Annotated in this window: 24 protein-coding genes and 3 tRNA genes; 15 read left to right on the top strand and 12 right to left on the bottom strand. The window is 68.2% G+C overall.

Annotation, left to right across the window (positions count from 1 at the left end; all coding sequences use genetic code 11):
• The first annotated feature begins 13 nt into the window (after window positions 1-13).
• Genes Q0Z83_RS18435 through Q0Z83_RS18425 form a run of 3 tightly spaced genes read left to right on the top strand, consistent with a single transcriptional unit; the run spans window position 14 to window position 3,638 of the window.
• On the top strand, window positions 14-1,759 hold the full coding sequence (locus Q0Z83_RS18435; protein ID WP_317795184.1) for an FAD-dependent oxidoreductase: 1,746 nt from the start codon (window positions 14-16) through the stop codon (window positions 1,757-1,759).
• A complete protein-coding gene (locus Q0Z83_RS18430) occupies window positions 1,756-2,766 on the top strand; it encodes a maleylacetate reductase (RefSeq protein ID WP_317795183.1) in 1,011 nt (336 codons plus the stop codon). The genes Q0Z83_RS18435 and Q0Z83_RS18430 overlap by 4 nt, the downstream gene beginning before the upstream one ends.
• Window positions 2,763-3,638: a dioxygenase family protein gene (locus Q0Z83_RS18425; protein WP_317795182.1), complete on the top strand. Its 876-nt coding sequence runs from the start codon at window positions 2,763-2,765 to the stop codon at window positions 3,636-3,638. Before Q0Z83_RS18430 ends, Q0Z83_RS18425 begins: the two co-directional genes overlap by 4 nt.
• A gap of 237 nt (window positions 3,639-3,875) precedes the next feature.
• Here Q0Z83_RS18425 and Q0Z83_RS18420 read toward each other — a convergent pair whose 3' ends face one another.
• Window positions 3,876-4,430 carry a hypothetical protein gene (locus Q0Z83_RS18420; protein ID WP_317795181.1) on the bottom strand — a complete coding sequence of 185 codons (555 nt, stop codon included), beginning with the start codon at window positions 4,428-4,430 and terminating at the stop codon, window positions 3,876-3,878.
• A gap of 70 nt (window positions 4,431-4,500) precedes the next feature.
• Between Q0Z83_RS18420 and Q0Z83_RS18415 the strand changes: the two genes are divergently transcribed.
• Genes Q0Z83_RS18415 through Q0Z83_RS18405 form a run of 3 tightly spaced genes read left to right on the top strand, consistent with a single transcriptional unit; the run spans window position 4,501 to window position 6,767 of the window.
• On the top strand, window positions 4,501-5,247 hold the full coding sequence (locus Q0Z83_RS18415; protein WP_317795180.1) for a hypothetical protein: 747 nt from the start codon (window positions 4,501-4,503) through the stop codon (window positions 5,245-5,247).
• A 51-nt stretch (window positions 5,248-5,298) separates the two neighbouring features.
• Complete coding sequence (locus tag Q0Z83_RS18410; RefSeq protein WP_317795179.1) at window positions 5,299-5,901, top strand: hypothetical protein; 603 nt, start codon at window positions 5,299-5,301, stop codon at window positions 5,899-5,901.
• Entirely contained in the window at window positions 5,898-6,767 is an 870-nt protein-coding gene (locus tag Q0Z83_RS18405) for a DUF5984 family protein (protein WP_317795178.1), read from the top strand. The genes Q0Z83_RS18410 and Q0Z83_RS18405 overlap by 4 nt, the downstream gene beginning before the upstream one ends.
• Here Q0Z83_RS18405 and Q0Z83_RS18400 read toward each other — a convergent pair.
• Genes Q0Z83_RS18400 through Q0Z83_RS18390 form a run of 3 tightly spaced genes read right to left on the bottom strand, consistent with a single transcriptional unit; the run spans window position 6,655 to window position 8,217 of the window.
• The gene (locus Q0Z83_RS18400) at window positions 6,655-7,011 is read right to left on the bottom strand and encodes a cyclic-phosphate processing receiver domain-containing protein (RefSeq protein WP_317795177.1); all 357 of its coding nucleotides are present in this window, start codon (window positions 7,009-7,011) and stop codon (window positions 6,655-6,657) included. The two genes, Q0Z83_RS18405 and Q0Z83_RS18400, sit on opposite strands and share 113 nt — an antisense overlap.
• 50 nt (window positions 7,012-7,061) lie before the next feature.
• On the bottom strand, window positions 7,062-7,778 hold the full coding sequence (locus Q0Z83_RS18395; protein WP_317795176.1) for a hypothetical protein: 717 nt from the start codon (window positions 7,776-7,778) through the stop codon (window positions 7,062-7,064).
• A gap of 46 nt (window positions 7,779-7,824) precedes the next feature.
• Window positions 7,825-8,217 (bottom strand): hypothetical protein, encoded by a 393-nt coding sequence (locus tag Q0Z83_RS18390; protein WP_317795175.1) that lies wholly within the window; start codon window positions 8,215-8,217, stop codon window positions 7,825-7,827.
• Window positions 8,218-8,366: 149 nt separating this feature from the next.
• Here Q0Z83_RS18390 and Q0Z83_RS18385 point away from each other — a divergent pair, with 149 nt between their 5' ends.
• From Q0Z83_RS18385 to Q0Z83_RS18365, 5 genes are all read left to right on the top strand, one after another.
• The gene (locus Q0Z83_RS18385) at window positions 8,367-10,358 is read left to right on the top strand and encodes a beta-1,3-glucanase family protein (protein ID WP_317795174.1); all 1,992 of its coding nucleotides are present in this window, start codon (window positions 8,367-8,369) and stop codon (window positions 10,356-10,358) included.
• A gap of 51 nt (window positions 10,359-10,409) precedes the next feature.
• Window positions 10,410-11,345, top strand: coding sequence for a cyclase family protein (locus Q0Z83_RS18380; RefSeq protein ID WP_317795173.1), 936 nt, complete (start codon window positions 10,410-10,412; stop codon window positions 11,343-11,345).
• 201 nt (window positions 11,346-11,546) lie between these two features.
• A tRNA-Glu gene (locus Q0Z83_RS18375) sits at window positions 11,547-11,621 on the top strand.
• A gap of 8 nt (window positions 11,622-11,629) precedes the next feature.
• Window positions 11,630-11,702, top strand: a tRNA-Thr gene (locus Q0Z83_RS18370).
• A gap of 37 nt (window positions 11,703-11,739) precedes the next feature.
• Window positions 11,740-11,824, top strand: a tRNA-Ser gene (locus tag Q0Z83_RS18365).
• A gap of 7 nt (window positions 11,825-11,831) precedes the next feature.
• Here the strand turns inward: Q0Z83_RS18365 and Q0Z83_RS18360 are convergent.
• Both Q0Z83_RS18360 and Q0Z83_RS18355 read right to left on the bottom strand, forming a co-directional pair.
• Window positions 11,832-12,578 carry an NgoMIV family type II restriction endonuclease gene (locus Q0Z83_RS18360; protein ID WP_317795172.1) on the bottom strand — a complete coding sequence of 249 codons (747 nt, stop codon included), beginning with the start codon at window positions 12,576-12,578 and terminating at the stop codon, window positions 11,832-11,834.
• A 333-nt stretch (window positions 12,579-12,911) separates the two neighbouring features.
• On the bottom strand, window positions 12,912-14,165 hold the full coding sequence (locus Q0Z83_RS18355) for a restriction endonuclease (RefSeq protein WP_317795171.1): 1,254 nt from the start codon (window positions 14,163-14,165) through the stop codon (window positions 12,912-12,914).
• Between the two features lie 570 nt (window positions 14,166-14,735).
• Here Q0Z83_RS18355 and fdxA point away from each other — a divergent pair.
• The gene (gene fdxA / locus Q0Z83_RS18350) at window positions 14,736-15,062 is read left to right on the top strand and encodes a ferredoxin (RefSeq protein ID WP_317795170.1); all 327 of its coding nucleotides are present in this window, start codon (window positions 14,736-14,738) and stop codon (window positions 15,060-15,062) included.
• On the opposite strand, the gene Q0Z83_RS18345 is transcribed toward fdxA, so the two are convergent.
• On the bottom strand, window positions 15,063-15,755 hold the full coding sequence (locus tag Q0Z83_RS18345; RefSeq protein ID WP_317795169.1) for a hypothetical protein: 693 nt from the start codon (window positions 15,753-15,755) through the stop codon (window positions 15,063-15,065).
• Between the two features lie 123 nt (window positions 15,756-15,878).
• Between Q0Z83_RS18345 and Q0Z83_RS18340 the strand changes: the two genes are divergently transcribed.
• Window positions 15,879-17,078: a sensor histidine kinase gene (locus Q0Z83_RS18340; RefSeq protein ID WP_317795168.1), complete on the top strand. Its 1,200-nt coding sequence runs from the start codon at window positions 15,879-15,881 to the stop codon at window positions 17,076-17,078.
• Window positions 17,079-17,116: 38 nt separating this feature from the next.
• A complete protein-coding gene (locus Q0Z83_RS18335) occupies window positions 17,117-17,797 on the top strand; it encodes a response regulator (RefSeq protein ID WP_317795167.1) in 681 nt (226 codons plus the stop codon).
• Here the strand turns inward: Q0Z83_RS18335 and Q0Z83_RS18330 are convergent.
• From Q0Z83_RS18330 to Q0Z83_RS18320, 3 genes are all read right to left on the bottom strand, one after another.
• Window positions 17,787-18,398, bottom strand: a complete 612-nt coding sequence (locus Q0Z83_RS18330; protein ID WP_317795166.1) for an HAD family hydrolase — start codon at window positions 18,396-18,398, stop codon at window positions 17,787-17,789. The two genes, Q0Z83_RS18335 and Q0Z83_RS18330, sit on opposite strands and share 11 nt — an antisense overlap.
• A 69-nt stretch (window positions 18,399-18,467) precedes the next feature.
• Window positions 18,468-18,665, bottom strand: coding sequence for a DUF397 domain-containing protein (locus Q0Z83_RS18325; protein WP_317795165.1), 198 nt, complete (start codon window positions 18,663-18,665; stop codon window positions 18,468-18,470).
• 41 nt (window positions 18,666-18,706) lie between these two features.
• Window positions 18,707-19,570, bottom strand: a complete 864-nt coding sequence (locus Q0Z83_RS18320; RefSeq protein ID WP_317795164.1) for a helix-turn-helix domain-containing protein — start codon at window positions 19,568-19,570, stop codon at window positions 18,707-18,709.
• 318 nt (window positions 19,571-19,888) lie between these two features.
• Here Q0Z83_RS18320 and Q0Z83_RS18315 point away from each other — a divergent pair, with 318 nt between their 5' ends.
• A complete protein-coding gene (locus Q0Z83_RS18315; RefSeq protein ID WP_317795163.1) occupies window positions 19,889-20,062 on the top strand; it encodes a hypothetical protein in 174 nt (57 codons plus the stop codon).
• Window positions 20,063-20,141: 79 nt separating this feature from the next.
• Here Q0Z83_RS18315 and Q0Z83_RS18310 read toward each other — a convergent pair whose 3' ends face one another.
• Both Q0Z83_RS18310 and Q0Z83_RS18305 read right to left on the bottom strand, forming a co-directional pair.
• A complete protein-coding gene (locus tag Q0Z83_RS18310) occupies window positions 20,142-22,418 on the bottom strand; it encodes a translocation/assembly module TamB domain-containing protein (RefSeq protein ID WP_317795162.1) in 2,277 nt (758 codons plus the stop codon).
• A 52-nt stretch (window positions 22,419-22,470) separates the two neighbouring features.
• On the bottom strand, window positions 22,471-24,045 hold the full coding sequence (locus tag Q0Z83_RS18305) for a cellulase family glycosylhydrolase (protein WP_317795161.1): 1,575 nt from the start codon (window positions 24,043-24,045) through the stop codon (window positions 22,471-22,473).
• Window positions 24,046-24,135: the final 90 nt, after the last annotated feature.

Raw genomic sequence — 24,135 nt, 5'->3', positions numbered from 1 at the left:
GACACTGACCCGCATGGCGCAGATCAGCACCGACGTCGTCGTCATCGGATCGGGCCCGGCCGGAGCTGCGGCGGCACTGCTGCTGTCCACCCTCGGCATCCCCAACATGATGATCACCAAATACCGGTGGACCGCGAACACCCCCCGCGCGCACATCACCAACCAGCGGGCCATGGAGGTGTTCCGCGACGCCGGCATCGAACAGCAGGTCCTCGCCGACGCCACCCCGCACCACCTGATGGGCGACACCGTCTTCTGCACGTCGATCGCCGGTGAGGAGATCGGCCGGATCCTGACCTGGGGCACCCACCCGGGCCGGCACGGCGACTACGAACTCGCCTCACCCTGCCTACCGGTCGACATCCCGCAGACCCACCTCGAACCGATCCTGGTCCGCAACGCCACCGAACGCGGCACCCAGACCCGTTTCTCCACCGAATACCTCACCCACCAGCAGGACGACCACGGCGTCGACGTGCGGGTCCGCGATCGGATCACCGGCCACGAATACACGATCCGCGCGAAATACCTGATCGGCGCGGACGGTGCCCGCTCCCAGGTCGCCGAGGACATCGGCCTGCCGATGCAGGGCGCGATGGACATCGCCGGATCCATGAACATCACCTTCAAGGCGGACCTCTCGGCGTACGTCGGAAACCGCCCCTCCGTCCTGTACTGGGTGATCCAGCCCGGCTCGAACGTGGGCGGGATCGGCGCCGGCCTCGTCCGCATGGTCCGGCCGTGGAACGAATGGCTCATCGTCTGGGGCTACGACATCGACCAGCCGGCCCCGGTCGTCGACGAGACGGCGGCCATCGCGATCGTGCGCAGCCTGCTCGGTCTGCCCGACATCGACGTCGAGATCACCGGGACCTCCCTCTGGGGCAACAACGAGAGGTACGCGACCCGCCTGCACGACCGCCGCGTCTTCTGCGCCGGTGACGCCGTACACCGGCACCCACCGTCCAACGGGCTCGGCTCGAACACCTCCATCCAGGACTCGTACAACCTGGCCTGGAAGATCGCCGCCGTGCTCCGCGGGCAGGCCGGGCCCGCACTGCTGGACACCTACACCACCGAACGGGCCCCGGTCGCCGAACAGATCGTGCTGCGCGCCAACCGGTCCAGCCGCGAGTTCGTCCAGTTCTTCGAGGTCCTCGGCCTACTCGACGCACGAGACGAGGCGGAGATGGCGGCCCGCATCGAGGAACGCAAGGCCAACACCCCGGCCGGCGCCGCGAAACGGGCCGCCCTGGTCACCGCGATGGAACTCAAGCACTACGAGTTCAACGCGCACGGCGTCGAACTCGGCCAGTTCTACGAGTCGGCCGCGATCGTCGGCGACGGCAGCGCACGCCCGGCACCGACCCGGGACCCCGAGCTGTACTACCAGCCGTCCACCGTTCCCGGCTCGCGGCTGCCGCACGTCTGGGTCGGCACCACCGAACAGCGCCTGTCCACCCTCGATCTGGCCCCGATGACCAGGTTCACCCTGTTCACCGGCATCTCCGGCGAACCGTGGGCGGCCGCCGCCGAGAAGGTCGCCGACCAGCTCGGCGTGCCGCTGGAGACCGTGGTGATCGGCCCCGGCCGGGCGGTCACCGACCTGTACTACGACTGGGCCCGCATCCGGGAGGTCGCCGAGGACGGGGCGATCCTGGTCCGCCCGGACAAGCACATCGCCTGGCGCTCGGCCACCCTTCCGGCGGATCCTGGACGGATGTTGCATGACGCGCTGGCAGCGGTGCTCGGCCGATGAGCCTCACCTTCACCCACGAGACGCTGCCACAGCGGGTGATCTTCGCCGCCGGTCAGACGGCCGACCGGCTGCCCGCCGAGGTGGCGCGGCTCGGCTCCCGCCCGATGGTGATCACCACCCGCGGCGAGGTGCTGCCGGGCGCGCGCCACTATCGGGACGTGGTCATGCACGTCCCCGTCGACGTTGCCGAACGAGCCCGTGAAGCAACCGCCGCCGAGGGCGCGGACGTCCTGGTCAGCGTCGGCGGCGGGTCGGCCACCGGGCTCGCCAAGGCGATCGCGCTCACCACCGGCCTGCCGATCGTCGCGGTCCCCACCACCTACGCCGGATCCGAGGCCACCAACGTGTGGGGCATGACCGACAACGGTCGCAAAAACACCGGCGCCGACCCGCGGGTGCTGCCCCGCACGGTCCTCTACGACGCGGCCCTCACCCTCGGCCTGCCCACCGAACTCGGCGTCGCCTCCGGCCTCAACGCACTCGCACACTGCGTCGACTCGATGTGGGCACCCCGCGCCGACCCCATCAACCAGGCCCTCGCCATCGAGGGCGCACGCGCTCTGAGCAGCGGACTCCCCGAGATCGTCAGGCAACCCCGAAACCTTCAGGGGCACGAGCAGACGCTGTACGGGGCACACCTGGCCGCCGTCGCCTTCGCCTCAGCGGGCTCCGGGCTGCATCACAAGATCTGCCATGTCCTCGGCGGGATGTTCAACCTGCCTCATGCACAGACACACGCGGTCGTTCTGCCGTACGTCATGGAATTGAACTCCCCGGGCATCCCGGACCGGCTCACCGACGCCCTCGGACCAGGGGGTCTGGCGCGTCTGCGCGCCGACGTGGGCGCACCGCGCGCCCTGCGCGACCACGGATTCCGCGAGACCGACATCCCGGCCGCCGTCGACGCGATCCTGCCCGTCGTGCCGGACGGCAACCCGGTGCCGGTGACCGCCGACAACCTGACCGAACTGCTGCGCCGCGCCTGGGCGGGGGAGGAGCCGAAGTGAGCACCGAACAGGACGACCGGGAGCAGCAGCTCGTCGACCGGGTCGTCGCGTCCTTCGAAGCCGCCCCCGACCCCCGGCTGAAGGAGGTCATGCAGGCGCTCACCAGACACCTGCACGCCTTCGTCCGGGAGGTGCGCCTGACCGAGAGTGAATGGCAGCAGGCGATCGGCTTCCTCACCGCCACCGGCCACGCCACCGACCAGCGCCGGCAGGAGTTCATCCTGCTCTCCGACGTACTCGGCATCTCCATGCAGACCGTCACCGTCAACAACCAGGCCTACGCCGATGCCACCGAGGCGACAGTTTTCGGCCCGTTCTTCGTCGACGGGTCGCCACGGATCGAGCACGGCGGAGACATCTCGTTCGGAGCGTCCGGGCGGCCCTGCTGGGTGGAGGGCAGCGTCACCGACACCGCCGGTGAACCGGTCGCCGGCGCCCGGATCGAGGTGTGGGAGGCCGACGAGGACGGGTTCTACGACGTCCAGTACGGCGACGACCGCACCGCCGCCCGCGGACACCTGTTCAGCGACGACGCCGGGCACTACCGGTTCTGGGCGATCGAGCCGACACCGTACCCGATCCCGCACGACGGACCGGTCGGCGAACTGCTGAACGCGACCGGCCGATCCCCGATGCGGGCCTCCCACCTGCACTTCATGGTCGAGGCGCCGAGCCTGCGCACCCTGGTCACGCACATCTTCGTCCGCGGCGACACCCTGCTCGACCGCGACAGCGTCTTCGGGGTCCGCGACTCACTGGTCAAGGACTTCCAGACCCAGCCGCCCGGCACGCCCACCCCGGACGGCCGCGACCTGGCCGGCGGCGCCTGGTCCCGGGTGCGGTTCGACATCGTGCTGGCCCCGGCCCCGTGACCCGTGCCCCGGTCCGGACCCGGCGGCTCGTCCTGACACCGGTCGGCCCGGACGACGGTCATGGAACGCCTCGGGATGCGGCCGTCCGGAATCATCAGACGGGACGGACTCGTCGAGGGCCGCGCGGGCATCCACCCCGACGCGCCGTTCGCCCTGTACCGGCTCTGAACGCTCCACCGAACGGTCCGGCCGGCCTCCGAAGAATGCGCGTCGAGCCGGCACGCCTGCGGCGTCGACTCACTCGATCTCGGGCCAGCCAGCGGCGAGCGCCGCGAGATCGCCTCCCGCGACAGGCCAGCACACCTCGTCACCGTCGCCCTCGCGGTCCAGCACCAGACAGACGGCCCCGGCCGACTCGGCCAACTCGACGAAAACGTCTCTGATGCTCGGCGACTGCTCGAACAGCCGGCTCATGCCGGTGGTGGCCGCGGTGAATTTCAACTGCGAGTAGCCGGGACGAAGACCGTGGTTCCGCCAGAAGGAGAGGTAGATGGAGCCGATCCAGATCCGTCCGAGCGCGTCCGGGTGCTCCTGGCTGCCCGCCGTCCGTTCCCTCTCGGCCCACCTCCGGATCGCCTCGTCGCCGACCGGGAAATAGAGCAACGAATCCAGCTCCCAGTGGTCCACGTCGCCGGTCGGCTTTCCCCGAAACGGCAGAGTGATCCGCTCGCCACCGGGCACCGTGACATCCACCGGCCCGATCCCCGGCCGCGCGATCGCCGCGGCCGCCCGAAGAGCCCGGCCGACCGCGTGAGTCGGCAGATAAAGGGCGTAACCGTAGTCGATTCCCATCGCCCCAGATCCTAGTAGCACCCCCCGAAATGCGTCGGCACAGTTTCCTCCGTCGTATAGATTGCCGCCCGTGGGACTCGGTGGAATCGTCAACTGTCGTTGTTGGAAGGACGCCGGACTGGACGGGCCGATCGGCTTCGACGAGGACGGCTGGCTGGACCTGCTGGACGTGGCGGACCCGGCGGCGTACCGATGGTACGAGGCGGGCTGCGAGCACGACGACTTCGAGATCGCCCACGAGGACCTGGGCAGCTGGGGCGGTCAGAGCGCGGTCCGACAGACGTGTGCGGCGATCGGCTGGGAGCTTCTGCCCACGCTGCACAGGTTCCTGCCGACCACCAACGACGGCTGGATCCCGGTCGCGGACGTGCCGGCGCTCTTGGCCGAACTCGACCGGTACGAGAGCCGGGTCGGCACGGTCACCGAGACGGTGCTGGTCGACGAGGACACCGGTCACAGCATCTACGGCTGCGTCGCCGCGAACACCTCGATCATCGGGTGGAATCGGAACCTGCAAGCCGGGATCGACCAGGACGGATTCTTCGTGCGGAGCACCGGGCTCCTACCCCGGATCGTGTTCCGGGCGACCCGGTTCACGCAGCGCGAAATGCCCGGCGACAGGGTCGAGTTCGTCGGTGATCGGGGCCGGGCGACGCTGCGGTTGTTCCTGGTCGGACACGTGCTGCCGGTGACACCTGCGCGGCTGGCCGTGGTGACCCGTTCCAAGCCGGCCGACAGCGGCAGCGGCTGGATCGCGTCGATGCGCCGGTTGTGTGCCGCTTCGCTGGCCACCGGCAATCCGGTGAAGTGGACCTGACGTGCCGACCTGCGGTAACCCTCCAGAACGCGGTGCTGCATCCTTACCCGCATGAAGATGATCAAGGCCGGTCGGTTGATGTCGGCGCTCCTCCTGGCCCTGCCGGCCGGCTGTGCCCGACCGGCGGCCGGCCCGGCCGGTGTCCCGTCCGGCTGTGATCCCGAGAAGTCCACGGTCGGCTGGTCCGACATCGCGCGGGAGCCGGTTCTGGAACATGTCTCGCTGTTCACCGGAGACGTTCTCGGTGAGGGCCGAGCGGTCCTCGACGCACCGGTGATCGCGGCGGTCACCGGGCTCGACGTACCCGACACCTGGCTGCGGATCCTGGCCGCGAAACTGGCGGACGACACGAACACCGACATCCAGATCGTCCGGCCGTCCGAACCGTACGAGATGGGTTTCGGAACCTGGGGTGCGGCCGACTCGGACATCACCGAAAGCATCGTCTACTCCGGCGTCGGCCGTATCTCGGCGACCTTCACCATCGCGTGCAGTCCGGCGGTGTCCGGCACCTTCACCGCATGGACCGAGACGAAGACGGGCGGACTGATGTGCGGCGACCGGACACCCCCGAACGACCCCTACCAGCAGGCGGCCCGAAAGCACTGCCCGCGAACGCCCCAGCCACTACCCAGCGACGAGCCCATCCGGTGATCGCATTCCGCTTCGAATTGCGCCCACTGGACGAAATCCCGCCGTGGGACGACCCGCCGAGTCTGCACTGGTTCGCGCTGACCGACGGCTGGTATCGGATCGAAGCCGACGGGCACGAGCTGCTGCGCCGGGCCCGGGTCGACGATCCACACCCCTACATCGACTACCAGGTGGTTCGGCTTTGGGAGGACGTCAGCATCGTCACACCGACGGTACTGGAGCCGGTGCCCGAGGATCTGATTCCCTTCGTCGAATCGGACCCCGACACGTGGGCGTGCAACTTCCTCGAATATGTGCCGGTGCGGGGTGAGGGCGACGATCCGAACGCGCCGGACCATCCGATCGTCGCGGCCGCACTGTGGCATGGAGACCACAACCTGGACCTCTGCTACCTGTCGAATCCGCCCCGTCTGCGGTTCTGGCGGGCGATCCACGGCGGCCGCGACGAGGTCACCCTGGACTGGCGGCACGAGGACGACGGCCGGATCGGCTTCACCGCGGGCCCGGCCGTCCGGCTCAGGTTGCCGACCGCCGACTACCTCGAGGCGGTGCGAGAATTCGACCGGGAACTGATCGCCGCGATGCGGGAACGGGTCGAGGAACTGGAACGCCGCGGCGGACTGCCGGGAGTGGACATCGACCTTCCCGGGCTGCGCAGGGAACACGAGGACCGCGCACACTGGCTGTCCCGCCGGATCGACCGCATTCCGAAGACGGACTGGGACGCGATCCGGCAGGGAGCCGCCGCACTGCTCAGTCCCGGTAGCCCACGGCGGGGTCGCCCGCGGCAACCCGGACCGGATAAAGCCAGCGCCGGAGAGCCTGCGCCATCTTCGCGGCGCCCGCCGGATTCGCCGAATGGATGACGACGACACCGACGTCGAAGGGCCGGGACTCGAAAGCGGCCCGTTCCAGGACCTCCACGACCGGCCAGATCGTGTCGTCGTCGCCCAGATCGTGGTCGAGCCACAGCTCATCGACCCGCATGTCCCGATACCGGTCGAGTAGTGCCACCCCGGCCGCACTGGTCCGCGCCACCTCGGCCACCCGCCCGTCCACGAACGAGCGCAGATCATCGACGAGCAGGATCACCGGGGTGCGGACAGCCATGACCTGATCATGCCCAGCCGACTCCGGGCGGCTCGATCGAATATCCGCGGTCAGGGCAGGGCGCCGAGGCCGGCCAGGAGGTCGACCTTCTCGTCCGCGCTGAGCACGTCGTAGATCGGCTCGTCGCGGCGGTCGGTCTCGGCGTCGATGGCCTGCCGCTGCGGACCGGCCGGTAGTTCCTTGATCTGCTGCACGGTCAGCCCGGCCGCCTGCCACGCCGCCCGATGCGCGTCGGCCCGGTGGTGCCGCAGCGCCCCCAGCCGGGACGTCAGGCGTACCGCCGGCGAGGCGTCCACCGGCTCGGACACCGGCTCCAGCGCCCGGAAGGCCGGGCCTCCGGTGGCGGACCCCGCGTCGAGCAGCCGACCCAGCAGGTCGACGAGGCGAGGCAGCGAGGCGTGCCCGGGCAGCATGGCGTCCAGCGGTGGCCCGGGATTCCAGCGTTCGGCCGCGGCGTCCCCGATCGCCAGTTGTACCGCCAGGGCGACCTCCCGGCCCAGGTCGGTGAGCCGCCATGTCCCGTCCGGATCGACGACCGCGACGCCCTGCTCCAGTTCGGCGGTCATGTCGCCGCCGAGATAGGAGGTGGCCGCGGCGAACCCGTCGGCCGGCATCGGGCGGGCCAGCAGCCCGAAGTAGAAGCTGCTCTCGAAACCGGGCTTCAGGTCGCGCTCGGCATAGACGGCCAGCACCCGATCGCGGGCACCGGCCCTGGCTCCGACATAGACCCGGTCGATGACCGGTCTGATCCTCCCCGCGAAACTCACGAGAGAAGACGCTACAGTGCGGCACCGTCGGCGATGGCCCGCCAGGTCACTGATAGGCGATTCCGAGCACCAACTGACCGTTTCGGGGATTAGCCCACACGTCGACGAATCCCGGATCGAAGAGTGTCGGGGACTGGTGCTGCGCCTCGGCGAGGTTCATCTCTCGAGCGAGGTCTTCCGGTGACTGCCCGGCCGCCGGTGCGACGGTGATCTCCCGCCAGCATCCGCCGGATCCGCACCCCATGCCCTCCGCGACGATGGTCGCCCCGGGCGGCAGGTCCGGTGTCCGTGATTCGGGTGGAAGGGTGAGCAGCTCGTTTCCCATCATCAGCAGCCACAGGAATCGCAGGATCCACAGGCAGGCCAGTAATCCGGCTGCGAGGGACACGGTTACCACGGCGTACTGAGTGCTTCTCCTCAGCGCGGCACGGAGCGTCATCGCGCCAGGGTAGAAGAAACGAGCCAGATGGCCTCAGGGGACAGGACGCCACTGTAAGCATTGACAACTATTAACACGTTGGACATGCTCTGAGAGCGCTCTCAGCGCACCTTTCCGGCCATAACAACCGCCGCACCCCTGGAGTCCCCATGGCCACACGTAACAGGTTGTTAAGCGCCTTCGCCGCGCTGCTGGCGGCGATCCCTCTCGGCGCCACCGCCACCGCAACACCCGCCGCCGCCGTCGGACCGGCCCTGCTGCCGGTCACCGTCACCAACAGCACCGGCCGCGGCGACGCCGTCTACCTCTACGTCATCGGCGTCAACCTGAACACCGGCCGCCTCGGCTACGTCACCGGCGCCGGCACCTTCAACAACTGGCCGGCCGGCTCGCTCCCGCCCTCACCCGCCCCCGACGTCTCCATCGGCGGCCCCGGCAACGGCGGCAGCACCACCGTCCGGTTCCCCCGCAACTTCTCCGGCCGCATGTACATGTCACTCGGCCAGAAACTGCAGTTCTTCCTCACCCCGGACGGCCTGGTCCAGCCCGCCCCGTGGGCCTCCGGCGACCCCAACCACGACATCCTCTTCGACTGGAGCGAGTTCACCTACAACGACGCCGGCCTGTGGCTCAACAGCTCGCAGGTGGACATGTTCGCCATACCCCACGCGGTCAGCGTCTCCGGAACCGACGGCAGCCGCAGCACCGGCACCGTGGTCGCCAACGGCCGGCAGAACGTCATCGACCAGATCCGCGGTCAGTCCGGCTGGGCGAACACCGTCGTCACCCGCGCCGACGGCACCGTCCTGCGCGTGCTCGCACCCGGCAAGGCGGCCGGCGCCGGCCTGTTCAGCGCCACCTACCTCGACTCCTACATCACCAGCGCCTGGAACGCGTACACCGGCAAGACCTTGACCGTCGTGCCGTTCGGCGACCAGCCGAACACCAGGTACTTCGGCCGCACCTCGGGCAACACCATGGTCTTCACCAACAGCTCCGGCGCACAGGTCGCCTCGTTCAACAAACCGACCAGCGCCCACGTCTGGGGCTGCGACGGCAACCTGCAGGCCCCCAACGACCTGGTCGTCGGCCCGATCGCGCGCACCCTCTGCGCGGCCCTCAACCGCGGCACCCTCGGCACGATCGACACCCAACCGGGTGGTACGGCGTCCGACTTCTACAAGAGCAACCCCACCAACCAGTACGCGCGGATCATCCACGCGAACATGGTCGACGGAAAGGCGTACGCGTTCGCCTTCGACGACGTCCAGGCCCAGGAGTCGCTGGTCTACTCCAACAACCCGACGTCCGCCGGGGTCACCCTCTCGCCGTTCACCGGCGGCGGCGGTGGCGGTGGTGGCGGCGGTTCGACCACGGGCTACGCCGTGACCGGACCCGGTGGCAAGTGTGTGGACGTCGCCGGTGACGACATCGGTGTGAACGGCGCCGCCGTACAACTGTGGGATTGCCAGACCGCGGCGAAGGACCAGCACTGGACGCTGCGCAACGGCACCCTGCAGACCCTCGGCCGCTGCCTCGACGTCGTCGGCAACGCCACCGCCGGCGGCAGCAAGCTCCAACTGTGGGACTGCAACGGAGTCGGCGGCCAGCAGTGGGTCAGCCAGGCCGACGGCACCTTCCGCAACCCGCAGTCCGGTCGCTGCATCGACTCGCCCAACGCCGCCACCGCCAACGGCACCCGCCTGCAGATCTGGGACTGCAACACCTCCGGCGCGCAGAAGTTCGCCTACAACGGCGGCGCCACCAACCTCGCCGCACCCGGCGGTAAGTGCGTCGACGTGGCGGGCGACGACACCGGCGGCGACGGCGCGGTCGTCCAACTCTGGGACTGCCAGCTGACCGCCCGCGACCAGCACTGGTCCTGGTCCGGCCAGTCACTGGCCACCCTCGGCCGGTGCCTGGACATCGCCGGCGGCGGCACCGCCAACGGCAGCGTCCTGCAACTGCACGACTGCACCGGCAACGCCGCCCAGACCTGGGTCGTCAACAGCAACGGCAGCATCAGCAACCCGCAGTCCGGCCGCTGCATCGACTCACCCAGCGGCAGCACCGCCAACGGCGCCCGCCTGCAGATCTGGGACTGCAACGGCTCCGCGGCCCAGAAGTTCGCGAAAGCCTGACCGGCCCGGCATCCCGCCCTCGTACCCACGGGGGCGGGATACCCTGCTGTCGTGACGACCCAGGACGACGTGCTCGGCTACTTCGACACCCTCTCGAACTGGGGACGCTGGGGCGACGACGACCAGCGCGGCACCCTCAACCACATCACCGACGACGTCCGGCTGGCCGCCGCCCGGACCGTGCGCCACGGCCGTAGCGTGTCGTGCGGGTGGGAGGTGGCCGTACCGCAGGAGATGGAACGCTCGACCACCACCTGCCCGTGCGCCGCCGAGATGCCCGGCGCCGAGCACATGCCGGCGCACTTCCACGCCGACAGGCGTTGGGGTTTCTCCTCGGAGCGGCTGAGCCTGACCTTCCACGGCAACTCCATCACCCACCTCGACTCGCCGTGCCACCTCTACTGGGACGGCAGGATGTACAACGGACGGCCGCACACCCTCGTCGACCCGCGGACCGGATCGGCGTGGGGTACCGTCACCGCCGCCGCCGACGGCATCGTCACCCGCGGTGTCCTCCTCGACGTGGCCGCCACCCGCGGAGTGTCCTGGCTGGAACCGGGGGAGGCCGTGCACCCGGCCGACCTCGAAGCGGCCGAACGCCGCCAGGGCGTCCAGGTCCGGCCCGGCGACGCGGTGCTGCTGCGCACCGGTTACGGCCGATTCCGGCACGAGCAGGGGTACGCCTGGAGCGTCACCCAAGCAGGCTGGCACGCCTCCTGCCTGCCCTGGCTCCACGAACGCGGCGTCGCCGTGATCGGCGCCGACACCCCACAGGACGTTCAACCTTCCGGGTACGACCAGGTGCTCATGCCGGTACACGCGGTCGGTCTGGTCGCCATGGGCCTGTGGCTGGTCGACAACTGCGACCTCGAAGCGTGCGCCGCGACCGCCGCCGAACTCGGCCAGTGGGACTTCCAGTTCACCGTCGCCCCGATCCGGTTCGCCGGCACCTCCGGCAGCCCGGTCAACCCGATCGCCACGTTCTGACGTCGTCGAAAACAAATTGCGGCGGCGTCGCGCCGTCCCTAGTGTTGCTTTCACCAGACGAACGGAAGGGAGTTCTCGATGTACCGCTCTGAGTCGACGTACCGCTCGGAATCATCCCCTCCTTTCGGGAGGCGCATCTAGCGCCCGGCTTCGACGCCGCCTCCCGATCTCGGGAAGGCGGCTTTTTCTGTTTCACTTTCCGGTCCTGTGGAGCTGTAGGCAAAGCTCACCTGGCCCTCAACCAGGAGATCGTCGGTTCGAGCCCGACCAGGATCACGCACCACGCCGATGTAGCTCACCAGGTAGAGCGTCGACCTCGTAAGTCGAAGGCACCCGGTTCAAGTCCGGGCATCGGCTCTTTTCTCCCGTCGATGGGCGGCGGGAGAAAAACCAAGGATGGGCCAGCCGATGGGCGCCGGCCGCGGTCCCGAAAACCGTTGGGGGTAACACCCGTGCGAGTTCGACTCTCGCCCCATCCGCAACGCCTCAGGTCGTCGTCAAAACCTCAGGCAAGGTGTTGTAATCGCGTACTCGCCCCTGTGTGACGAGCTCTTTCCACCGTGCCCGCTGCTCCTTCGAGCCGACCTCCTTCACCGCCTCCTCCATCTCGTCGAACATGACGTGATAAACGGAGTCGACTTCGCCGGTAGTCATGGCGATGGCTGCGATCCTTGTCGGCAGAGGTTCGGTCGTGACCACCACGAAATGCGGCGGACGTCCTCGTCGGTGACGTGACAGTAGGGCACCTTCTGGGCGCACATTCTGAACGCGATCGTTTCGCATGCTCCACTTGACCGAGATGACCGCATGCAGGAAAAGTTCGGAAGATGTCCCCGACCCGATGGTGATGTCGGGCTTGATCGTGTATTCCCGCCCGAATTCAGTCCTCAATACGAGGTCCTCTTTCATGCGGCGGTCCAGTACCTTGAGATGGCTGTATTGGGTGAAGTCCGAAACCTTCCGCTTGCGGGCTCCGTCCCAAGATCTACGGGGGTCCAGTCGGCGAACCCGCGGAATGAGGTCTTCGAGGACCAGCTCTTCGAGGTCGGTGCCCATGTTCTGGCCCGATGGTTTGATCCGCGCAACCTTACGGCCAGCGTAGATATAGTCAGCGATGTCGCAATTGTCAACGTCTGCACAATTGGGAGCGTAAGGTCGGCCGAGCCTGTTCACCGTCTTCTTTTCGAGGGTGCGCCAGGCGAGTAGGTCGTCAACGAAGGATGGTGCCGTCACGGAGAGGAGGCTACGGTGCAAGGTCCACGGCTCGGAATGATCGCTTCGGCCATGAACGCCCACCAAGAGGATGGTGCAGGACCCACTGACGTCGGCACGTCGGTCCATGTGCGTGGAGCCGAATCCAACTGATCCGACCCTCAGTCCCGGCAGGACGGCTGCCGTTGACGGCCGGCATCGCGTTGAGGTCGGGCGAACCGGCGCCGCCGCTTGCCATTTCATCCCGTGCTCTCGTCACCATCACAACGCAACCGTTCGCAACCCAGGTCTGCCACGAACGTCTCGCCGTCTACCGCCGGGCGTGTCGTATTGGAAGTCGCAGCGCCCCGACCGTCAGATCGAGGTCCCGTGGGGGTAGGTGCCGTCGATGGTCAGGATCTCCTCGGGCCTTCTGGCCTCGATCGCATCGTCATGAGTGTTGAGGACGTGGTCGAGGAGTCTGTCGATGCTGCCGCCGTATGTCTCTGCAGCGAGGCGGCGGACCTCGCCGGCGAGGGTCATGCCATCGACGAGCAGTATGGGGTATTCGTCGGTGATGAGTTCTCGTTGTGCCGGCTCGGTGTAGGTGGCAGTAGTGACATAGGCGCCGAGCCACCCGCGGCGGAGTCTGGCGACCACGCGGGCCAGGTCCCCGGCCGATATCGAAGAACCGGTCGGGCTGACGCATTTCGCCTGTCCCAAGACGACGAGTTTCACACTGGTGGCCCCGTTGCCGACGTCGAGCCGTGATACGAAGTCGATGCCGTTGTCCCCGGACGCCTTGGTGATCCAGCCGTCGATGTAGGCGGTTCCGGAGCCCGCCAGAATCCGCCCGACGATCATGGAAGCCAGCGACTCGAAAGCGTGCTTGTTCGTTGCGAATCTCTCGTACACCTGCATGAGAACCTTGTGCTCTGCGCTGCCGGGTGTCGGTAGTTGATCATTTTTGCGGCGTGTCGTGAACGTGGCCACACGGCGTTGAATCTTGGGTAGAACCCGGTCGCCGTCGGCGACCCATCGACGCCACGCCTGCGGTGCCCGTGAAAGGGCCGCCGGCCCGCCGACCTCGGCACGCATGTTGATCCAAGACCAGTCGAAGAGCTCGTCCTCGTCGGACAGATCGAGCAAAATGATGTCATATGCGAAGTTCGTGAATGATCGCGCCGTAGGCGCGTCCCATTGCACCACGCGTTCGACACGCTGCAGCACACCGATCCCGCAGAACTCCCGGTAGCCCTTGTCCACGCCATTGCGGCTCACCGCTCGCAACACGATCAGTGGTGTCGCACGCATCCGTTCGGCCTCGGTCGAACCTCGATGGAAGGTGAACTCGGTCAGGAGCGCGGCGTTACCGAGTTCCTTCTCCGCCTGCACGGAGCTCCCCGGCTTGGCATCACCGAAATACCGGACGCGGCCGGTCTGCAGGTCGAAGACGTCGTGCCAAGGTGTCGACTCCGAACCGGCCTTCCACGGGCTGGAAGACAAGAGAACAGCAGGGACGTAACCGGTCCGTCGGGAGTCGGCCATCGGGTTGATGCCGCGCCCGAGGGGTATCTCCCGGTCTCGGCCACCGGTCACGACGTAGATGTTGCGATGACCGTCGAGCACGGGTACGCCGCGGTCGCGTTGAGGGGTCCGAAATACCTCATGGAGCTGTAGCTGGTGTGGCCCGGGCTTCATCTCATTCCGATCTTGGACGCGCCTGTCCTGAAGGCCTCGACGCGAAGACTCGCGAGGCAGGCCATGACCGTAGCCCGGCAGACAGCCGCAGGGGGCACTGCGTCCCAGGTGTTACCGCTTGCGAGAGGCTTCCTGGCCAGACCCGCAGGGGAGGTCGCAGGGCATTCGAACGGGACCACGGATCAAAGCTTTCGGCCAAGGGCATATGCGGTACTGCATCAAACGGCGTGCAGGTATCGCGCCAAGCGCCTGCGTCCCATCGGCGGACGATGTGCCTCTCGGCCCGCCACCTGCGGAGCTCCCCGTGGGCCGCCCTGCGGTGCTCCCGTACGGCTGCGCCGGCGGGCACGTCCTACTTGATCACGGCGATCCGCACCGTGAGCAGGATCGGAAAACCGGCCTGCTGGGATGCGCGTTCGACGGGACCTTCACAAATCGCAAAGGCGACTCCCTGGAAGCTTGAGTTGAACCCTGGTTGAGGTCCTAGCCTTCGACGGCATGACCTATGTGATCGCTCTGCCCTGCGTGGACCTCAAGGACAAGGCCTGCGTCGACGAATGCCCCGTCGACTGCATCTACGAAGGCGATCGCATGCTCTACATCAACCCCGACGAGTGCATCGACTGCGGGGCCTGCGAGCCGATCTGCCCCGCCGAGGCGATCTTCTACGAAGACGACCTGCCGCCGGAATGGAAGGCCTACGAGGCGGTCAACGCCGAGTTCTTCGACGATCTCGGCACGCCGGGTGGGGCTGCCCGGATCGGGCCGCTACCGCGCGACCACGACCTGGTGGCCGCACTGCCGCAGCCGGCCGGTACGGCGTAGTCACCCCAGCCGTCCGAGGACGACCGAACCCGCGGCGAACAGCACGACCAGCAACACGGACCGCAGGGACGGGCGGCCGGCGTCGCGCAGCAGCCGGACACCGAGCGGCACGAACGCCACGGTCAACCCGGCCACCTGCACGACCGACGCCCAGGTGCTTCCCTTGAGGACCCCGATCATCAGGCCGGACGTCAACGCCAGGGCGACCGCTGACACCGGTCGCAGGGCGCCGGACAGGTAGCCACCGACCGCGAGGACGATCCAGCCGGTCATCACGGCGAGGCTGAGGCTGGACACCAACCACTCCGGATAGGCGTAGTAGGCGCCGACAGCCCGGGTGGCCGTGTCCAGCCCGGCGCTGTCGGCCAGCGAGAACACGAACGTGTTGACGCCGTAGTGGAAGGTGCGGGCGAACAGGCCGAACATCACCAGGGTGCCGCCCCACACGGCCCAGCCCGGCCGGCTGGCGCCGATCCGGGCGGCGACGGCGACGACTCCGGGCCACAGGGCGATGGTTCCGGTCAGGAAGAGGGCGTACGAGGTGCCGATCAGCGTGGGTTGTCGCTGGTAGGCGGCGAGCTGGTCGGGATAGAAGAACGGCACCCCGAGTCGTAGGAGTGTGCCGGTCAGCAGGAGCAGCGGCCCGGCGATCAGGGACACTCCGCCGAGTCTGTCGGTCGTCGCGGTGAGCATGCCTGGACTCTGCCGCCGGCCCGGGGTGTGGCACATCGGGCCACGGGAGCAACCGACTGATACCCGAGACTGACAGACCTGGGTCGGATGGCAACCGCGGCCCCCGCCGGTAGCGTTCGCCTCATGATTGCGGCACGGGGGTGGACAGTCGACGCGGCGGCAGCCGTCGCCGTTCTGCTGATGTGTGGCGTCGCGGCGCTGGAGACCGGTCCGCACGCCTGGTGGCAGTGGCTTCTGATCGGTGTCGTCGCGGCCGGGGTCGCGGTCCGCGGCCGGTGGCCGCTGCCCGCCGCGGCGGTGACGCTCGCCGCCTCCGCCGCCGTTCTGATCGACGATGTGATCCCCGGGTTCGCCGCACCCGGGTTGTGCGCGGCCGTGGCCCTGACGCAGTACACGGCTGCGGTGCGTCGGCCGCCGTCCCGGTCGGTTCCGGCGCTGGCTGCCGGGCTCGGTGGGGCTGCCGTGCTCGGGCTGTGGTGGCCGGTGGCGCCGCTGGTCGCCGGGTCGGTGGTCGCCGTTTCGTGGCTGACCGGCTGGTTCGTTCGCCGTCGCAGGCATCTTGCTGAGCGGGCCTTCCAGGAGCGCACGGCCCGTGCGGTCACCGAGGAGCGGCTGCGGATCGCCCGCGACATGCACGACATCGTGGCGCACAGTCTCAGCATGATCGCGATGAAGGCCAGCGTGGCCCGGCATGTGTCCGCCGTGCGGCCGGAGGAGGGTTCGGCGGCCCTGGAGGTGATCGAGACCGCGAGCCGGGAGGCGCTGGTCGAGATCCGCCGTGCCGTGGGTGTGCTCCGCGTCGACCATGACGAGGCCGATCAGGATCTGCGGACGCTCACGCGCCGCACCGAACAGGCCGGGGTTCGGGTGGATGCGCAGATCAGCGGCGAGACGACCACGCCACCGGCGGTGCGCCTCACCGTCTACCGGATCGTTCAGGAGGCGCTGACCAACGTGGTCCGTCATTCCCAAGCCACCAGGTGTTCGGTCGACGTCCAGGCAGTTCCGGGATCGGTCACGGTACGGGTGGTCGACAACGGCGTCGCCTCGGTGCGGGTGACCGACCACGGCATCTCCAGGGTGCGGGTGGTCGACGACGGCGTCGCCCCGGTGCGGGTGACCGACCACGGGACCACCCGGGTGCCGGTCGCCGACAGCGGGACCGCCATGGTGACCACGGAAGACGGTGGTCACGGGTTGCGCGGGATGCGGGAGCGGGTCACCGCCTACGGCGGCACCCTGCAGGCCGGGCCGCGGGAGAGCGGCGGATTCGCGGTGACCGCGCACATCCCGTATGGCACGGCGGAGCAGGAGTGGTCGTGACCGCACATTCCGTATCGCCCGGCGGGGAAGGAGCGGCCGTGACCGACCCGATCCGTGTGCTCATCGCCGAAGACCAGGCGCTGCTGCGTGACAGCTTCCGGATCCTGCTGGAGGCCACGCCCGGCATGGTCGTGGTCGGGGAGGCCGGCACCGGCCGGGAAGCGGTTTCGCTGACGCTGGCCGAGTGCCCTGATGTGGTCCTGATGGACATCAGCATGCCCGACCTGACGGGCATCGAGGCCACCGCGGAGATCTGCCGCCAGGCGGCCGGGGTTCGGGTGCTGATCCTGACCACGTTCGACCTGGACGAGTACATCTACGGTGCGTTGCGTGCGGGCGCCAGTGGCTTCCTGCTCAAGGACAGCACCGCCGCCGAGCTGGTGGCCGCCATCCGGGTGATCGCGGCCGGTGAGGCCCTGTTGGCTCCGAGTGTGACCCGGCGCCTGATCGCCGCGTTCGGGTCCCAGCCGCGTCCGTCCCAGATCTTCCACCGTCGTCTTGAGGGGGTGACCGATCGCGAACGCGAAACCCTGACCCTGATCGCCCGCGGGCTGTCCAACACCGACATCGCCACGCACCTGAGGTTGAGCCTGGCCACGGTGAAATCGCACGTGGGCCGTCTGCTGACCAAGCTGAACGCCCGAGACCGAGCCCAACTGGTGGTGGTCGCCTACGAGACCGGTCTGGTGACCGCGTCCGGCGCCGACGTCACGGGCTGAGCAGCCCGTGTTCGGCCAGGTCGGCGGCCAGCTGCGCGGCGTCCCGAAACCGGACCGCGGACAGTCCCGCGTTCCGTGCTCCGGCGACGTTGGCCTCCGAATCGTCGACGAAGAGCACGACGGATGGCTCGACGTCCATGATCGACAGAGCTCGATCGAAGGCCTCCGCCGACGGTTTGACCGCGTGGATGTCGGCGGAGAACACGATGTCACCGAAAAGGTGCTCCCACTCCGGATGGGCACCGAGCAGCGCCTCCCGCAGGAGCGGGTCGTTGTTGGTGAGAATGGCGGTGCGGTGTCGACGCGCCACCCGCCCGGCCAGGTCGATGACCGCCTCGTCCAGCGGGAAGCAGGCCAGCCAGGCGGTTTCCAACGCGGCCCGGTCCATCGGGTGCCCCAGTCGTGTCCCGATCTCGGCGGCGATCTCCGCAGCGCTCCAGGAACCGGCCTCGGTCTCGGCGATGAAGCCGCTGCCGTAGAGGATCCGGTGGACTTCCTCGGGCGCCCGGCCGGAGATCCGTGAGAGTTCTCGAAGCCGTAGCTGCGGCTGATAGCGGCAGAGCACACCGCCGAGATCGAAGACCACGGTGCTGATGTCCACGGGCCCGGACGCTAACACGAGCGGGTAGGTGGAACGGCCCACGGATGAGCAGCCGTTCCGGTGTGGCGGCTACGACGAGAAGTCGAAGTCGCCGTTCGTGATGCCGTCCAGGAACGCGGTCCACTCCTCAGGTGAGTACATCTGAACGGTACCGCTGCGGTCCTTCGAGTTCCGGACCGCGATCGCCCCGCCGATCACAGCCACCTCGACGCAGTTGATGTGGTCACAGAACGATGAGGCGCGCCAGTCGACGTTGACTGAGGACACTTGCTGCATTTTGATTCTCCCACTCGATTTGGAGCTCGGCCTCAGACGCCTGCGGCCGTGGTTCGGAGAAGGGTGAGGGATTCTTCCGAGGTCAGCGCCTGTGCCCTGATTTTTGCGAATTGGGACATATGGAACGTGACGTCGTCGCCTTCGTCGAGAGCCTTTTCGCCGTCGCTCAACTCGAGCCAGACGATCCCCGAGAGGAGTGCATCACCAGCAGGAGAGGTGATGTCGCCGAATTGGAGAACCGTAAAGCTGTTCTTGATCCCTTGGTGCGACCCGGCGCTGAAAGGAACGATCCGGAGGTCACAGCCTCCGGTAAGAGCTTGGTCTATGACGTGCGCCAACTGATCGTGGAAGACCTGCGGCCCACCGACCATTCGTCGGATGACTGCCTCGTCGAGCACCACCTGGAGCTCTGGTGGGTCAGGTCGTTGGAGGATCGCCTGTCGCCTCATCCGGGCGGCGACGAGTTCTCTTCGCTTGTCCGGGTCGGGGAACCAGGTGAGTAGGACTGCGTCGGCGTAGTCCGGCGTCTGCAGTAGTCCGGGAAAGACCGCGAGTTGGTAAGAGAAGATCGATGTGGCTGCCCTCTCCATGCCGATGTAGGTCTGGGTGGGGAGGTTGATGTCCGGGCGTTGCCACCACTGTCGTTCTCGGCTGCCTTTGGCGAGTTCCGTCAGGTGGTCTCGGGTCTCGGCGGGCAAGCCGTAGATTCGGCAGAGATCCACGATGTCGCGGACGGTCGCGAGGCGTTGCCCCTTCTCGATGCGGGTGATCTTCGAGGAGGCCTCGTACATCTGCTCGGCGACCTCTTTGACGGACATGCCGGCCGCGAGGCGGTACTGGCGCAGGAGTGCGCTGAGTTGCCGTCGGCGAACCATGGGTCCCGGATCGCCAGGCATGACTCACCTCCGAGTCGGTCGTTTCAGATGGTACGAACCGTGGTCTTGCCAACTTGGCAGCTGCTAGTTGGCAATTGCCAACATACACAGCACCATCGAGTTGCCGGGTGAAAACAGGTTGTTCGGGGGGGGGGGGGGGGGATTCGTCAGCCGCCCTGAGGCGCGGGACACGCGTCGTCCGGCGATCACAGTGCTGGGCCGATGCCGTTACATCGGCCCAGCCGGGACACCCTCCGGCTCGTCGGCCAAGAAAGGCATCGTTATGCGTCAGGTTAGCAGCCGTTCCCACCGTCTCCCGCAACCCGAACGAGGTGCCAGATGAAGGTCTGGGTCGACTTCTCCTCGCTGGCCCGGATGGCCGCGCTCTGCGTACTGATCGGCTTCGCCCTCGGACTGTTCGTCGCGTGCTCGGCCGTCCGGGACCCCGCAACCCCGGACACGCCGCGGGAGAGCACGGCACTCTCCGGTCCACTGTCACCCGACCGGAGATGAGAACCGGTGGCGGAACTGCTCATGCCTCGGCGAGCCGTTCCGCTACCTCCTCGGCGGAGGCCCCTGAGAAGACCCCAGGTCAGCTCGCTCGGCCGAGCCGGGTGAAGGACACCGCGAAAACGGTCGAGGCGATCCAACCGAGGATCGTGCAGAGATTCAACAACCACTCCAGCAGTACGCCGTCCCGCTCCGCCACCGGATACCACGTCGACCGCTGATGCAGGTCGATCAGCGGAACCACCGTGTCCACCGCGTAGAAGAACGGGCTCAGGCAGCGGACCTTGCCGTTGCCGCACGCACCCGGTGGCAGATGCTCGTCCGGCAGCGGCTGTGCCCCGGACGTGGTGAACACCAGCGCGTTCTGATCGGTCGCCCGCATCTGCGCCTGCACCCCGGGCAGACTCAGCCCGGCGGTGACCGCCGCGATCAGCGCCACCAGCAGATACAGCGCCCGCTGCGGCCGGAACCCGTACCGCACGGTGACGTCCTGCAGCACGTCGAAGAACCGCCGCCGCCCGGTCCGCAGCGCCCGGGCCCGCCGGCGCTGCGCCACCAGCACCGACTCCGCGCCGTCGACGTCACCGGCGGTCCGCAGCACCGCCGCCAGATGTTCCCAGGCCCGCGGGTCGTACCGGGTCATCCGGGCCAGCCAGGCGATCCGGACATCGGGATCCCACACCGCCTCGCCCGGCCACTCGACCGCCTCGAACCGCTCATAGGCGAATCCGCCGACGTAGGAGTCGGCCGGCCAGTCCTGGTCGGGCCGGTCGGCCAGATACGACGTGCTCGCCCCGGCGAAGTTGACCGCACCGGCGACGATCCGCCAGCCCAGGTTCACCCCGCCCCGGACGACCGCCGAGTTGGCGTCGATCGCCGTCCCGCGCAGGCTCGGCGTCTCGCCGTCCTTCCAGGTCAGCGTCGCCCCGTCGGCCCGCAGCCGACCACCGATCACGGCCCTGGTCAGCACCACCCGCCCGATCGACCGGAACCCGCGGCACAACCTGACGTTGCCGGTCACCTGGGCCATGTGCAGGCTCACCGTCGGCCCACCCGGGTTGCTGACGAACGCGTTCTCGGCGTTGAGGACCCCGGTGATCGAGGCGCCCCGGAACGCCAGCGAACCACCGACGGCGGACAGGCCGCGTAGCTGCACGTCGCCGGTGACGGTGAGATTGACCGCGGACACGCACCGCTGGCGGCGGGGTTTGGTGAACGTCGTGTTCTCCAGCCGGAGCAGGCCGTTGATCCGTGCGCTGCCGAGCCGAATCGTGCCCTCGATCGAGACGCCGCCGGCATCGAAGCCGCTCAGCGCGGCCTGGGTCAGGTCGAGGGCGGAATCATCGGGGTTCCAGAGCGCCCCGGCCAGTTTCACCCCACCGTCGAGCTGAGCTCCGTGCAGGACGATCCCGCCGCGGATCACGGTGTCGCCCTCGACCCGGAACGTGCCGTGCACGGTCAGCCTCGGGGCCAGTAGAAACGTCCGTTCGGTGTCGGATTCGACGTTGTAGAAATCCTCACCGCCACCGGCCGGCGGGGCGGTCAAGTCGGCGTTGCGGATCAGCAGCGCACCGCGGATCGTGGCGTGGCTCATCTCGATCCGGCCGCCGACCCGGCAGCGCCGGCCGATGCCCGGCGAGTTCATCAGGAACACGCTGCCGTTGATGGTGGCCTCGGTCAGGTCCAGCGCGCGCCCGTCGTTCGGGATCAGGTCGGCGCCCATCACGCCGAACGAGCCACCCAGATGCATCGCCGGCATCCGCAGCTCACCTGTGGCCCTAAAGCCTTCGCCCAGCCTGATGTTGCCGGCCACCCGGATCCGGTCGGCGTGCACGGCCCGGCCGGTCGGTGGCAGCAGCTGCGTGCCGACGGCGACGAGGCTGCCGCCGATGTCGGCGTCGGTCAGCCAGAGACACGCCGGCCGGCCGCTGCTCGCCCTGGTCGCGACGTCGCCGTTGATCACCATGCCGGACAGGATCAGGTTCTTGTCGATCCGGGTCCCGGAAGCGACAAGACCAGGGAGTACGTGGGCCCGGCTCGCCGCGGTATCGCTGACGATCACCAGTTCGTGCAGGTGGGCGCCCTGCATGTTGACCCGCTCGGTGAAGTCGCACGACTCGAAATGCACCGGAACGGGCACGGTGCACGTCCGCAGGTCGAGCCGGCCGGTGATTCGCGCGTCGCCCAGCCGCAGCCCGAACGGGTCGGCATCGTCAGAGGCGAGAAGGGCCGCCCGTACCTCGGCGGCGTCGATCTCGGCGCCCGCGCAGTCCAGGCCGCGACGGGCTCGGGACGCGGCGAGCAGTTGGGGGACGAAGTCGTCGTCCGGTCGTAGTGGCACCCATCCGGACCCGTCCATGCGTACACAGTAGAAAAGGGGCACCCGCCACGCGGCGGGTGCCCCTCTCCGGTCAGGAACTCATGATCGCGTCGATGATGCTCTGCTGCGTCACCGTCGCCGAGCTGCGGTCGAACAGCCCGAAGCCGTACTGGCCGTTGTAGCCGTTGTCCCAGTACGCGGTGGCCGCGCCGTACTTCTTCGCGGTCGCCACCATGGTCCGCGCGTAGTCGGCCCGGTACCTGTTGTTCGTCGAGTCGGCCGACGTCTTGTCGATCGAGCCGTACTCACCGACGAACACCGGGTAGCCGTTGACGACGAACTTGTCGTACATCTTCTTCAGCTGCGCGTCCATGAAGTCCTGCTGACCCCAGGTCGACTTCTTCGACGCGTCGGTGGCGTTCGGGCCCCACTGGGTGATGGCGCCGCTCTCGGTACCGGTGAAGTCCCAGGGGTCGTAGTAGTGCACCGAGATCATGATCCGCTTGTCGGCGGCCGGGATCGACGACGACCGGTACTGGTCGGTCGGCAGTACGAACCCGCTGCCCACGGTGTGGTCGATGTTGGTGTTCCAGCCCGGCACCAGCAGCCACCGCGACGAGTTGCTGCCGCCGGTCTGCCGTACCGTGTCCACGAAGATCTGGTTGTACGCGTTGATGTTCGAGTAGCACGGCTGGGTCGGGTTGCCGTATTGGCCGTCGAAGTTCTCGTTCATCGACTCGAAGATCAGGCGTCCGCTGTAGCTCGCGAACTTCGACGCCACCTGCTGCCAGACCTTCTGGTATTTCGCCTTGATCGTGGTCTGGTCGGCCGCGTCGCAGATCAGCCACGCCCCGCCGACCGACTTGTAGCCGTCGCCGTGCATGTTGATCAGCACGTACAGGCCCCGGTCGTGGGCCAGGTTGACGACCTCCTGGATCCGGTTCAGCCAGGCGGCGTCGACCGTGTAGTTCGGCGCGGCACCGATCTTGCCCAGGTAGGACACCGGGATCCGGATCGTCTTGAACCCGGCCGCCTTCACCCGGTCGATCAGCGCCCCGGTGATCACCGGGTTGCCCCAGGCCGTCTCGCTCGGCACGCCGTTGACGTTGGCCTCCAGCTGGTTGCCGAGGTTCCAGCCCTTGCCCATGTCGGCGACGAGCTGCGCCGCGCTGCCGGTGATCGGACCGGTGCTCGTGCTCGGTGAACTGCTGGGGGAGCTGCTCGGCGAGGTCGCCGGCGAGCTGCTCGGAGTGGTCACGCCGCCGGTGCAGGCGGTGCCGTTGAGGGTGAACGCGGCCGGCACCGGGTTGGTCGAGGTGAACGCGCCGTTGAAACCGAACGACGTGCTGCCGTTGGTGGCGATCGACCCGTTGTAGGAGACGTTGCGGACCGTGACGGCCGTCCCGGACTGGGTGTACGAGCCGTTCCACAACTGGCCGACGGTCTGCCCGGAGGCGAACGACCAGGCCAGCGTCCACGAGCTGATCGGGTCACCGAGGTTGGTGATCTTCACGTCGGCGCCGAAGCCGCCCTGCCACTGACTGGTGACCGTGTAGTCGACCCGACAGCCGGCGGCGGCGCTGGCCTGCAGCGCGACCGCTACCGAACCGCCGACGGCGGCCAGGGCTACCGCGGCCGCGGTCAGCACTTTCCGTGTTCGAGACATGGGGATGGTTCCTTCTGGGGATCGGGAGCGCTCCCATATGGGGGATGGTCGCGACTCCGGTGGGGGAGAGGGTTACGCATACTATGCCTT

The organism is Actinoplanes sichuanensis, assembly GCF_033097365.1.
In the GTDB taxonomy this organism is placed as follows: Bacteria; Actinomycetota; Actinomycetes; order Mycobacteriales; family Micromonosporaceae; genus Actinoplanes; species Actinoplanes sichuanensis.
The sequence above is the reverse complement of the archived record's forward strand: the minus strand, read 5'-3'. Positions and strand labels throughout refer to the sequence as shown.